This window comes from Microbacterium flavum (assembly GCF_018717645.1).
GTDB lineage: Bacteria > Actinomycetota > Actinomycetes > Actinomycetales > Microbacteriaceae > Microbacterium > Microbacterium flavum.
Map to the genome: position 1 here is coordinate 1 of NZ_JAFLHG010000015.1, position 12,007 is coordinate 12,007.

Consider the following 12,007-nt stretch of genomic DNA (forward strand, 5'->3'; position numbering starts at 1 on the left):
GCTGCGACCGGTGCGGGAACGGGCTCCGGCGCGGCCTCTGCCTGCGCAGCGGCGCGCGCCGCGCGGCGGCTCGGCGGGGCTGCGTCCTGTGCCGGCGCGGACGGAACGGCGCCCGCTGCATCCGACGCCGCGGGCGTGGCCTGCTCCTCGGAGGGCGAGACGCTCGTGGCCGAACCGCTCGTCGTCGAGCGGGTCTCGCGAGCCGCACGGGACGCGGCGGTCGGGAGGTTTCGGAAGAGGTCCGCGAACGGGTCGTCGTTCGACGGGGTTTCGGGCATCAGGGGTTCTCCAGCGATCCGGGAAGCAGAGCTCCGGTCGGGGTGCCGGTGCTCTTCTCGACGTCGATGGCCTGCTGGAGCAGCACGACCGCGGCGACTTGGTCGACAATCCTACGAGAAGATTTCTGGGATCGCCCGGCTTCCCGCAATGCGGCATGGGCGGAGACCGTGCTGAGGCGCTCGTCGACGAGGCGGACCGGAAGGGCGGTGACCTCTGCCAGACCGGCCGCGAACGCGCGCGCGTCCGCCGTGGAGGCCGTCTCGCCACCGGACAGGCTCACGGGGAGACCGACGAGCACCTCGAACGCGTCGTGCTCGCGCGCGAGCGCGGCGATCCGGGTCAGGGACGCGTCGTCGCGGGGCACGGTCTCGACGGGAACGGCGAGGAGCCCGTCACGGTCGCACCGCGCGACACCGACGCGGGCCTTGCCCACATCGACGCCGAGTCGCACGCCACGGCGGAAACCGCTCACGCGACCGCCGACTCCAGCGCGCTCCGGACGGCGCCGAGCGCCGCCGGCAGCGCCGCGGCGTCCGTCCCGCCGCCCTGGGCGACGTCGTCGCGACCGCCTCCTCCGCCGCCGAGGGCGGCGGCGGCAGCCTTCGCGAGGGCGCCTGCCTTCGCACCGGCGGCGCGGGCGACCTCATCCGTCGCGACGATGACCACCGGCCGCCCGGACACCTCGGCGCCGAGAGCGACCACCGCGCCGGCTCCGACGCGCTCGCGTACCTGCAGAGCGAGCGAGCGGACGTCATCACCGGATGCCGCCGTCCCGATCGACTCGGCGACCACGCGGAACGCGCCCGAGGCGACAGCGGAGCCGGCCAGGGCGGGGATGCGCCCCTCGAGGGCCTTGGCCTCGAACTGCGCGATGCGCTTCTCGGCGGAGCGCAAGCTGGCGGAGAGCTCGGCGATCTTCGCCGCGAGCTGGTCCTTCGGCGTCTTCAGCGAGCTGGTGAGCTGAGAGACGATGGCGCGCTCGGCTGCGAGCTCACGGAACGCATCGAGGCCGACGAGCGCCTCGACGCGGCGGTTCGACGCGCCGACCGAAGACTCGCCCACGAGGTTGATGAGGCCCACCTCGGCGCTGGAGCCGACATGCGTCCCGCCGCAGAGCTCGCGCGACCACGGCCCGCCGATGTCGACCATCCGCACGGTCTCGCCGTACTTCTCGCCGAACAGCGCCATGGCGCCGGCCGCCTTCGCGTCGTCGAGCGACATCACCCGCGTCGTCACCTCGAGGTTGTCGCGCACGGCGTTGTTGGCGATCTCCTCGATCTCGGTCTTCGTGGCATCCGACAGCGCCTGGTTCCACGCGAAGTCGAACCGCAGGTATCCGGCGCGGTTCAGCGAGCCCGCCTGCGTGGCCGAACGACCGAGCGTGTCGCGGAGCGCGGCGTGCACGAGGTGGGTGGCGGAGTGGGCCTGCTGCGCGGAGCGACGGTTCTGCGCATCCACGACGCTCGTGGCCGGCTGGTCGACGCCCACCTCCCCGCTGGTCACCTCGACGGTGTGGCTGACGAGGCCCGGCACGGGGCGCTGCACATCGAGCACCTCCAGCTCGTATCCCGGGCCCACGATGATGCCCTTGTCGGCCACCTGCCCACCGCTCTCGGCGTACAGCGCCGTCTCGGCGAGGATGATCTCGACGATCTGACCGGCTCCGGCGCGCGGGACCGCGACACCGTCCGCGAGGATGCCGAGGACCGTGGACTCCGTCTCCAGGTCCGTGTAGCCGGTGAAGACGGTCTCACCCTTGGCGCGCAGGTCGCGGTACACGCTCGTGTCGGCGAGCTGGCGCTTGCGGGAGCGGGCGTCGGCCTTCGCGCGAGCGCGCTGCTCGTGCATGAGCGTGTCGAACGCGTCGCGGTCGACCGTCAGGCCCGCCTCCTCGACGATCTCCATCGTGAGATCGATCGGGAAGCCGTAGGTGTCGTGCAGGAGGAACGCCTCGGCGCCGCCGATCCGCTCGCCGCCCGCGGCCTTGGTCGCCGCGATCGACGCGTCGAGGTTCTCGGAGCCCGCCGCGAGCGTGCGCAGGAACGTCGCCTCCTCGGCGAGGGCGTACTGCGCGAGTCGCTCGTAGTCCTCGCCGACGATCGGATACGCGTCCTTCATCGCGTCGCGCGACGCGGCGAACAGCGCGGCGAACGTAGGACCGTCGACGCCGAGCAGGCGCATCGCGCGGATGACGCGACGCATGAGGCGGCGCAGGATGTAGCCGCGGCCCTCGTTGGAGGGGGTGACTCCATCGCTCAGAAGCATGAGCGAGGAGCGCACGTGGTCGGCGACGACGCGGAACCGGACGTCGTCCTCGTGATCCGCCCCGTAGGTCTTGCCGCTGAGGGCGACCGCGACATCGAGCACCGGACGAACCTGGTCGGTCTCGTACATGTTGTCGACGCCCTGCTTGATGAACGCGATCCGCTCGAGCCCCATGCCGGTGTCGATGTTCTTGTTCGGCAGCTCGCCGACGATGTCGAAGTCGTACTTCGAGGTGACGTTCGTGATCTCATACTGCATGAACACGAGGTTCCAGATCTCGACGTAACGGTCGTCGTCCGTCGCCGGTCCCCCGTCGATGCCGTAGGCGGGCCCGCGGTCGAAGAAGATCTCCGAGCAGGGACCGGCGGGGCCCGGGAGGCCGGTCGACCAGTAGTTCGTGTCCTTGCCGAGGCGCTGGATGCGCTCCTCGGGCAGGTCGGTGAGGCGCAGCCAGAGGTCGTGGGCCTCGTCGTCCTCCTCGTAGACGGTGACCCACAGGTCCTTCGCGTCGAAGCCGAGCCCACCGTCGGCCTCGGGGCTCGTCAGCAGATCCCACGCGTAGCGGATCGCGCCCTCTTTGAAGTAGTCGCCGAAGGACCAGTTGCCGAGCATCTGGAAGAAGGTGCCGTGGCGCGGCGTCTTGCCGACCTCTTCGATGTCGTTCGTGCGGATGCACTTCTGGTTGTCCGCGGCCCGCTTGTAGGGCGCAGGGACGTCGCCGGAGAGGTACGGGATGAAGGGGACCATGCCCGCGACGGTGAACAACAGGGCGGGGTCGTCGGTCACGAGCGAGGCGGACGGCACGATCGTGTGCCCGTTCTTCTCGAAGTAGTCCAGGTAGCGCTGGGCGATCTCTGCAGTCTTCATGCGTGGGTGTCCTCGGGCAGGAGCATGCGCCGCCCGGGACGGGCGGGAGCGTGCCGGATGGGTCAGTCGGCGATCTTCGCAGCGGTGTTCTTCACCGCGTCGACGGCATCGGATGCCGTGTCCTTCGCAGTGTCGACGGCGGCGGCTGCGGCATCCTTGGCCGCACCCAGGGCGCCTGCGGCGGCGTCCTTCACGTCCGCGGCGATGCCGTCGATCTTCGCCTCCTGCGCGCGGTAGGCGTCCCCGATGCGATCGGTGAACTCGCCGATGCGCGCGTCGACCTCGGCGAGCACCTCGTGCCCGCGGGGATCCTTGTTGACCAGGTGGGCGGCGACGAATCCACCGGCGAGACCCAGGACGAACCAGACGACGTTCTTCATGCGCTCCATGTTAGGCGCAAACGACGAAGGGCGCCGGGGATGACCCGGCGCCCTTCGTCCACCGCTGAGCGATGCCCCGCGGTGTGTACGCGGTATCAGCGAGCGGCGTAGTACTCGACGACGAGCTGCACATCACACGTGACGGGCACCTCTGCGCGCTTCGGGCGACGCGCGAGCTTCGCCTGGAGCTTGTCGAGCTCGACCTCGAGGTAGCCCGGAACCGGGGGCAGAACCTCGGCGTGACCACCGGCGGCCGCGACCTGGAAGGGCTCGAGGCCCTCGCTCTTGGCCTTGACGTGGATGGTCTGACCCGGCTTCACGCGGAAGGACGGGCGGTCGACGAGCTGGCCGTCGACGAGGATGTGACGGTGCACGACGAGCTGGCGCGCCTGCGCCGTGGTGCGGGCGAAGCCGGAGCGCACGACGAGCGCGTCGAGGCGCATCTCGAGCAGCTCGACGAGGTTCTCACCGGTCAGGCCGTCCTTGCGACGGGCCTCGTTGAAGGTGTTGCGCATCTGCTTCTCGCGGATGCCGTACTGCTCGCGCAGACGCTGCTTCTCGCGGAGGCGGACCGCGAAGTCGCTGTCCTGCTTGCGCTTGGTGCGGCCGTGCTCGCCGGGAGCGTAGGGACGCTTCTCGAGGTAGCGGGCGGCCTTGGGGGTGAGGGCGATGCCGAGTGCGCGCGAGAGGCGCACCTTCCGGCGGTCCTGGGACTTCGTTGCCACGAAGATCTCCTTCTGGTGACGCGGTCGTGTCTGTCACGACTCGCGGACGTATCTCCCACTCCACGCCCTGCTCGGACTGCACGCCGGGGCACGCCGAGAGGTCTTGATCAGAGGAAGGGGATGCCCGAAAACTCCTGTTTCGAGCCGGTCCAGCCTATCAGACGGCCAGTTCCAGGCATCCCACCGGGTAGAACGGTGCCGGGAGTGCGTCGAGCGGGTACCAGCCGACGGTCGTGTCAGAGTCCAGCACCGGCAGGCGCGCGTCGTGGGGCAGGTCCTCTAGAGCGGCGCAGCGGATGCCGTAGGCGTAGACGATCTCGTGCCCGCGCCGCCCCTGCGCGTCGAAGATGTTCTCGGTGACGCCCAGCAGATCCGCCTCGTCGAGAGTGACGCCGAGCTCCTCAGCGAATTCACGACGGATCGCCGCGTCGGCATGCTCACCGAACTCGACCCCGCCGCCGGGCGCCCGCAGGAAGCGGTGCGCGCCATCCGCACTGACGTATTCCTCCGCAAGCACCCAGCCGTCATGGACGAGAAGCCCCACGGCGATCACGCGAATGCGATGGGAGTTCTCGAGCTCGCCCGCGTACGCGCCGATCGCACGTTGGTACCGCGGCAGGTGAGGTGCGAGTGTCTGCAGGGCGGTGCGCAGCGCGGCGGCGGGTTTCGCGTCGCTGAAGAGCGCGAGCGCGAGGAAGGCGCGCGCCGATTCGGCGAGCGGATCCGTGCCCGGCACGCCCTGCAGCAGGGCGATGGCTCCCGAGGCATCCCCGACATTGCGCAGCGTGCTGGCGAGCTGAATCGTCGCCTGCGTGCGGAGTGAGTCGTCGAGCCCGTTCGCGAGCGCGTCGCGGTAGAGCGGGATCGCGTCGTGCTCTTCCCCGAGCGAGTCGTGCAACGACCCGCGTTCGTAGGAGGCACGCGCGTCGTCGCAGCCGCGCTCGCTGAGGATCGCCTCGAGATCGGCGTGCATCTGCGCGGGTTCGCGATCGTTCCACTGGTCCCAGTAGTCGTTCATGCGCGCATCGAAGTCGTCAGAGGTCACTGCCCGTCACTCCCCCAGGATCTTTCGGATCTTCTCCACCCGCGCCGCGATGTCGCGCTCGAGGCCCCGGCCGGTCGGCTCGTAGTATCGCCGACCGCGCAGCTCGTCGGGGAGGTATTGCTGCGTCGCCACGCCGACCTCGAGGTCGTGCGGGTAGACGTAACCCTTCCCATGGCCGAGGCGCTTCGCCCCGGGATAGTGCGCATCGCGTAAGTGGGTGGGCACCCGCCCGAAACCGCCGGCACGGACGTCGGAGATGGCCTTGTCGATCGCGAGGTAGGCGGCATTCGATTTCGCCGTCGACGCGAGGTAGGCGGTCGCCTCGGCGAGGGGGATCCGCCCTTCGGGCATCCCGATGAAGGCGACCGCGTCGGCGGCGGCGACCGCGATGACGAGCGCCTGCGGGTCGGCGAGGCCGATGTCCTCGGATGCGGAGATGACGAGCCGCCGCGCGATGAAACGGGGGTCCTCGCCCGCCTCGATCATGCGCGCGAGGTAGTGGATCGAGGCATCCACGTCCGACCCGCGGATCGACTTGATGAACGCGCTGATGACGTCGTAGTGCTCATCGCCCTGCCGGTCGTAGCGCAGGAGCGCCCGGTCGACCGCCTGCTCGACGTGTTCGGGAGTGACCGTGCCCGCTTCCCCGGCGACAGCGGCGGCAGCCTCGAGAGAGGTGAGCGCGCGCCGGGCATCTCCCGAGGCGAGCTGCACGAGCGCCGTGCGAGCCTCGGGTGAGAGCTCGACACTCCCGTCGAGCCCGCGCGGATCGCTCACGGCGCGGTCGATGAGGGCGCCGAGGTCCTCGTCGGTCAGCGGCTTCAGCGTCAGCAGCAGTGAGCGCGAGAGCAGCGGCGAGATCACCGAGAACGACGGGTTCTCCGTCGTCGCGGCGATGAGGATCACCCACCCGTTCTCGACGCCCGGCAGCAGGGCATCCTGCTGGGCCTTCGTGAAGCGGTGGATCTCGTCGAGGAAGAGGATCGTCGACGCGCCGTACAGATCGCGCTGGTTCAGCGCGTCCTGCATCACCTCCCGCACGTCCTTCACCCCCGCCGTCACGGCGGACAGCTCGACGAATCGACGGCCCGACGTCCGAGCGATCGCCTGCGCGAGGGTCGTCTTGCCCGTGCCGGGCGGACCCCACAGGATCACCGAGACGGCGCCGGGTGCGCTCTGGCCCGCATCGGCGAGGGCGACGAGCGGCGATCCCGGCCGCAGGAGGTGGCCCTGACCCGCCACCTCGTCCAGCGATGTGGGTCGCATCCGCACCGCCAGAGGGGTCTGACCCTGGAAGAGCGCGGATGCCGTGGACATCCGTCCAGGCTAGTCGCCGGTCCCGACACGACGGCCGTCCGCGCGCCGGGGCCGATCGCCTCACCGCGTTAGGATGCCTGAGGCCCGGCCCACCGGGAAGGCAAGGGAGGTCCCCGTGGCGACGGGTGCAGGAAAGAAGCAATCGCGCGAGGAGAAGGAGCGTGCGCGCGTCTACCAGGCGCGCCAGGAGTTCCACGACGGCCTGATCGCGCGGCGTCGACGCGACAACGTCATCGCGGGCGTCGCGGGCGGGCTCCTCATCCTCGCCATCGTGGGCGCGCAGGTCGCCTACGTCACCGTTGGGCCCGGCACCCCCGTGCCCTCCCCCACTGCGACATCCACCCCCACGCCGGAGGAGACCCTGCCGGGAGCTCCCCAGCCGACGGAGGCGCCTGCTCCGCAGGAGAGCGCCCCTGCCGCGACACCCGAGCCGACGACCGCTCCCTGATCCCGCCCACCCGGAGCCTGCCCACCTGTCCGCGGCGCGCGTGCCGTATAGGCTGTGAGCCGACCGAAACCCCCATGCGGCGTGCGCCGCGACGAGGTGCTACCCGTGACTGACGCCATCGAATCCTCGAACGACGAGACCCCCGAGGTCCCGACCGCCGAGGTCCCGACCGCCGAGACAGAGACCGCTGCGACGGAAGCCGAGGCCATCACGCCTCCTGCCGAGCCCCACGCGATCGACGAGACCGCCGCCACCGAGCCCGACGCCGCGGAGCCTGCCGACTCCGCCGCGGAGGCGACCCCCGCAGAAGGGGTCGCCGACGACGACGCGACGGACGCGACGCCGGCACCGGCTCCCGCGGCGCCTGTCCCCACCCCGTCGCGCATCCCGATGCCCCGCCCGCCGGCGGCGCGTCCGGCCACCGCGCCCGTGGCGGCCGCCCCCGCGGAATCGTTCGGCCGCGTCGAGGACGACGGCACCGTATCCGTCCGTGAGGGCGCCGAGTGGCGCGTCGTCGGCCAGTATCCCGATGGCACCCCCGCCGAGGCGCTGGCCTACTTCGAGCGCAAGTTCGCCGACCTCGCCGGCGAGGTCACCCTCCTCGAGACGCGTCACCGCAGCGGCGGCGCGTCGGCATCCGACCTCCGGTCCACCTCGGCGGCCGTGCGCGAGCGCGTCGTCGGCGCCGCCGCCGTCGGCGACCTCGCCGCCCTCGTCGCCCGCCTCGACGCGCTGGACGGCACGCTCAGCGAGGCATCCGCCGAGGAGGCGCAGGCACATCGCGAGGCGCTGGATGCCGCTGTCGCCGAGCGCACCGGACTGGTCGAGCGAATCGAGGCGATCGCGGCGCGCGACCCGAAGTCGATCCAGTGGAAGCAGACCTCGCAGGAGGTCACCGACCTGTTCGAGCAGTGGCAGAGCCACCAGTCCACCGGCCCTCGTCTGCCCAAGAACACCGGCCAGCAGCTCTGGAAGCGCTTCCGCGACGCACGTGCGACGCTCGACAAGCACCGCCGCGAGTTCTACGCGGGGCTCGACGAGCAGCACAAGTCCGCTCGCGACGCGAAGAGCCGGCTCGTCGAGCGGGCCGAGGCGCTCGTCGCCCGCGGCGAGGACGCGATCGGCGACTACCGAGCGCTGCTGGACCAGTGGAAGACCTCCGGGCGTGCGGGCAAGAAGGCCGACGACGCGCTGTGGGCTCGCTTCAAGGCCGCCGGCGACGCGCTCTACAGCGCACGGTCGGACCGCGAGCACGCCGATGCCGAGGCGTCGAAGGAGAAGATCGATGCCAAGCGCGCCCTCCTCACCGAGGCGGCCGCCGTGCCCAAGGAGAAGGACAACGGCAAGGCGCGTTCCCTGCTCACCGGCATCCAGCGTCGCTGGGACGAGATCGGGCGGATCTTCCCCCGCGAGGCCGAGCGCGCACTCGACGACGACCTGCGCAAGATCGAGCAGGGGCTGAAGTCGCGGGAGGACGCCGACTGGAAGTCGAACAACCCGGAGACCAAGGCGCGTCAGAACGACATGACGAGCCAGCTGCGGGATGCGATCGCGGGCCTGGAATCCGACTTGGAGAAGGCGAAGGCCTCGAAGGACAAGGCCGCCATCGCGAAGGCCACCGACGCCCTCGAGGCGCGGAAGGCGTGGCTCTCCGCCCTGGGCGGCTGAGCGCGCAGGCGTCCCCGCCGGCGGGGCGACGGATCGCGCCGTTCCCAAGGGCGCCTCGGGCCCGATCGTCCACAGATCGACCGAGGTGGCCTCTGGGCACCCACGGGTGATGTCACGATGCGGTCATGTCGTGGCCGTTCCTGTACTTCGCCGGCGATCGTCTGTCGATCGCCGAACTCTGCTCAGCGCGACTGGACGGCGACCTCGTCGAGATCGGCGATGCGTTCATGCCGACCGACGCGGTAGAGACGCGCGAGCTGCGGGCGGCCTCGTTTCGAGGCAGCGCCGCCATCGGCCTCGCGATCACGCGCGAGAGCGCCGCGTGGGTCCACGGGGCGCTTCCGCAGCCACCGCCCCGGCATTCCCTCCAACGCCGGTCGGGCGCGCGCGGGAGGCCGCTGGTCGACCTTCGGGTGCGCTACCGGGACCAGCCGATCGCATCGTGCGATCTCCTCGAGATCAGCGGGGTGTGGGTGACCACACCCGCGCGAACGCTCGCGGACCTCGTGCGCGCCCGGTACGAAGGCGAAGATGTCGCCGCGGCGGTGGACGCACTCCTCGCGTGGCGGCCGGCACTGGCGGCCGAGGCCCGCGACATCCTGTCCGCGCGCAGCGGCCTGCATTTCAAGCGCCCCGCGATGAGGGACCTGCGCAGGCTCATCGCCCCCGATCCCTCAGAAGGGGCTCAGGAGGAGGTGACGCGATAGACGTCGTAGACCGCATCGATCCTGCGCACGGCGTTCAGCACACGATCGAGGTGCACGATGTCACCCATCTCGAACACGTAACGGCTCAGCGCGAGGCGGTCATTCGTCGTCTGCACGGATGCCGAGAGGATATTGACGTGGTGCTCGCTGAGCACGCGTGTGATGTCGCTCAGAAGACCCGAACGGTCGAGCGCCTCGACCTGGATGTGCACGAGGAAGACGCTCTTCGTCGTCGGCGCCCACGAGACCTCGATCATCCTCTCCGGGTCGTCGAGGAGCGACTTCACATTGGTGCAGTCGGCGCGGTGCACGGACACTCCGCTCCCCCGCGTGACGAATCCGACGATGTCGTCTCCGGGGACCGGTGTGCAGCATTTCGCGAGCTTCACGAGGATGTCCGGCGCCCCACGCACGAGCACGCCTGAGTCGCCGCCGCGCGGCGCGCGGGAGCGCCCCACGTGCGGGATCTCGATCGGGCCGGTGGAGGTGTCCTCCTCGGAGCTGACGAGGGCGGTCACCTTCTCGATCACCGACTGGGTCGAGATGTGCCCCTCGCCGACCGCGGCGTAGAGCGCCGTCACATCCTCGTACCGGAGCTGGTGGGCGACGTCGGTGAACGAGTCCTGGTTCATGAGGCGCTGCAACGGCAGGTTCTGCCGGCGCATCGCACGGGCGATGGCATCCTTGCCCTGCTCGACGGCCTCCTCGCGGCGTTCCTTGGTGAACCATCCGCGGATCTTGCTGCGCGCACGGGTCGACTTGACGAACGTCAGCCAATCCTGGCTGGGGCCGGCGTCGGGGTTCTTCGAGGTGAAGACCTCGACGACGTCGCCCGAGTTGAGCGCGCTCTCCAGGGGCACGAGCCGCCCGTTGACCTTGGCGCCCATCGTGCGATGGCCGACCTCGGTGTGCACGGCATAGGCGAAGTCGACGGGGGTCGCGCCCGAGGGCAGTCCGATCACCCGCCCCTTCGGGGTGAAGACGTAGACCTCCTTCGCGCCGATCTCGAAGCGCAGGGAATCGAGGAACTCCCCCGGGTCGGCGGTCTCGGCCTGCCAGTCGGAGATGTGGGCGAGCCACGCCATGTCCGCGTCGACCGACTTGGCGTCGGGAGCACGCCCCGCCATCCGCTCCTTGTACTTCCAGTGCGCCGCGACGCCGTACTCGGCCTGCTGGTGCATCTCGTTGGTGCGGATCTGGATCTCGACCGTCCGTCCACCCGGGCCGATGACCGTGGTGTGCAGCGACTGGTAGAGATTGAACTTCGGCGTGGCGATGTAGTCCTTGAACCGGCCGGGGATGGGCGTCCAGCGCGCGTGGATCGAACCGAGCACGGCGTAGCAGTCGCGTACCGTCCCGACGAGGACGCGGATGCCGATGAGGTCGTAGATGTCGTCGAACTCCCGACCGCGGACGACCATCTTCTGGTACACGGAGTACAGCTGCTTCGGCCGGCCCATCACGCGTCCGCGGATGCGCAGGTCGCGCAGATCCGACTCGACCGCATCGATGACGGTGTGCACGTACTCCTCGCGCTGCGGGGTGCGCTGCTTGACGAGGCTCTCGATCTCCGCGTAGAGCTTCGGGTGCATCACCGCGAACGACAGGTCTTCCAGTTCGCTCTTGACCGCCTGGATGCCGAGGCGGTTCGCGAGAGGAGCGTAGATCTCGAGCGTCTCGGTGGCCTTCTTCGCCGCCTTCTCGGGCGGGACGAACCCCCACGTGCGGGCATTGTGGAGGCGGTCGGCGAGCTTGATGAGCAGCACCCGGATGTCCTTCGACATCGCGACGATCATCTTCCGGACCGTCTCGGCCTGCGCGGCATCGCCGTACTTGACCTTGTCGAGCTTCGTGACACCGTCGACGAGCATCGCGACTTCGTCGCCGAACTCCGCCGTCAGCTGGTCGAGGCTGTACTCGGTGTCCTCCACCGTGTCGTGCAGAAGAGCCGCGGCGATCGCGCGCGGTCCGAGCCCGAGGTCTGCCAGGATCTGGGCGACGGCGAGGGGGTGGGTGATGTACGGCTCACCGCTCTGCCGCTTCTGCGACGCGTGTGCGGCGGCAGCCACCTGGTAGGCGCGATCGATGATCGTGACGTCGCCCTTGGGATGGTGCGTGCGCACCGTCCGGATGAGCTGCTCGACCCCGTTGCGCGACGGCGCTCGCGAGAAGATGCGGGGAACGAGCCGCCGCAGAGAAGAACTCTGCGGCGGCGGGGCCGCTCCAGCGGCGGACGCGGGCGTCGTCTCCGTCACTCGCTCACCTCCGCCTGGAACAATCCCCTCATCCTATGCCCGGGAAAGAGG

General features: G+C 70.2%; 10 protein-coding genes and 1 pseudogene. 3 read left to right on the top strand and 8 right to left on the bottom strand.

Annotated elements, in window-relative coordinates; genetic code table 11:
* The 7 genes and pseudogenes from J0P97_RS13935 to J0P97_RS13965 form a co-directional block, all read right to left on the bottom strand.
* Positions 1–278: pseudogene (locus J0P97_RS13935) on the bottom strand (endolytic transglycosylase MltG); the annotation flags it as partial.
* Entirely contained in the window at positions 278–751 is a 474-nt protein-coding gene (gene ruvX, locus J0P97_RS13940; RefSeq protein ID WP_215488401.1) for a Holliday junction resolvase RuvX, read from the bottom strand. The gene ruvX and the pseudogene J0P97_RS13935, both read right to left, overlap by 1 nt.
* A complete protein-coding gene (gene alaS / locus J0P97_RS13945) occupies positions 748–3,411 on the bottom strand; it encodes an alanine--tRNA ligase (protein ID WP_215488402.1) in 2,664 nt (887 codons plus the stop codon). The genes ruvX and alaS overlap by 4 nt, the downstream gene beginning before the upstream one ends.
* A 62-nt stretch (positions 3,412–3,473) precedes the next feature.
* A complete protein-coding gene (locus tag J0P97_RS13950; protein WP_215488403.1) occupies positions 3,474–3,791 on the bottom strand; it encodes an ATPase in 318 nt (105 codons plus the stop codon).
* 95 nt (positions 3,792–3,886) lie between these two features.
* Positions 3,887–4,516 (bottom strand): 30S ribosomal protein S4, encoded by a 630-nt coding sequence (rpsD, locus tag J0P97_RS13955; protein ID WP_215488404.1) that lies wholly within the window; start codon positions 4,514–4,516, stop codon positions 3,887–3,889.
* A 157-nt stretch (positions 4,517–4,673) separates the two neighbouring features.
* On the bottom strand, positions 4,674–5,561 hold the full coding sequence (locus J0P97_RS13960) for a tetratricopeptide repeat protein (RefSeq protein ID WP_215488405.1): 888 nt from the start codon (positions 5,559–5,561) through the stop codon (positions 4,674–4,676).
* A 6-nt stretch (positions 5,562–5,567) separates the two neighbouring features.
* A complete protein-coding gene (locus tag J0P97_RS13965; RefSeq protein ID WP_215488406.1) occupies positions 5,568–6,878 on the bottom strand; it encodes a replication-associated recombination protein A in 1,311 nt (436 codons plus the stop codon).
* 115 nt (positions 6,879–6,993) lie between these two features.
* Between J0P97_RS13965 and J0P97_RS13970 the strand changes: the two genes are divergently transcribed.
* The 3 genes from J0P97_RS13970 to J0P97_RS13980 all read left to right on the top strand — a co-directional run bounded on the left by J0P97_RS13970 (position 6,994) and on the right by J0P97_RS13980 (position 9,701).
* Positions 6,994–7,326 carry a superantigen-like protein SSL4 gene (locus J0P97_RS13970; protein WP_246540570.1) on the top strand — a complete coding sequence of 111 codons (333 nt, stop codon included), beginning with the start codon at positions 6,994–6,996 and terminating at the stop codon, positions 7,324–7,326.
* Positions 7,327–7,431: 105 nt separating this feature from the next.
* Positions 7,432–8,994, top strand: coding sequence for a DUF349 domain-containing protein (locus J0P97_RS13975; RefSeq protein WP_372449722.1), 1,563 nt, complete (start codon positions 7,432–7,434; stop codon positions 8,992–8,994).
* Positions 8,995–9,119: 125 nt separating this feature from the next.
* Entirely contained in the window at positions 9,120–9,701 is a 582-nt protein-coding gene (locus tag J0P97_RS13980) for a type IV toxin-antitoxin system AbiEi family antitoxin (RefSeq protein ID WP_215488408.1), read from the top strand.
* On the opposite strand, the gene J0P97_RS13985 is transcribed toward J0P97_RS13980, so the two are convergent.
* Positions 9,680–11,956 (bottom strand): RelA/SpoT family protein, encoded by a 2,277-nt coding sequence (locus tag J0P97_RS13985; protein ID WP_215488409.1) that lies wholly within the window; start codon positions 11,954–11,956, stop codon positions 9,680–9,682. The genes J0P97_RS13980 and J0P97_RS13985 overlap by 22 nt on opposite strands.
* Between the last annotated feature and the right edge of the window lie 51 nt (positions 11,957–12,007).

What these genes read in the sequence shown, in the direction of transcription:
- alaS (WP_215488402.1), bottom strand. Translation starts at nt 3,411, where the DNA reads ATGAAGACTGCAGAGATCGCCCAGCGCTACCTGGACTACTTCGAGAAG.
- J0P97_RS13950 (WP_215488403.1), bottom strand. Translation starts at nt 3,791, where the DNA reads ATGAAGAACGTCGTCTGGTTCGTCCTGGGTCTCGCCGGTGGATTCGTC.
- J0P97_RS13965 (WP_215488406.1), bottom strand. Translation starts at nt 6,878, where the DNA reads ATGTCCACGGCATCCGCGCTCTTCCAGGGTCAGACCCCTCTGGCGGTG.
- J0P97_RS13980 (WP_215488408.1), top strand. Translation starts at nt 9,120, where the DNA reads ATGTCGTGGCCGTTCCTGTACTTCGCCGGCGATCGTCTGTCGATCGCC.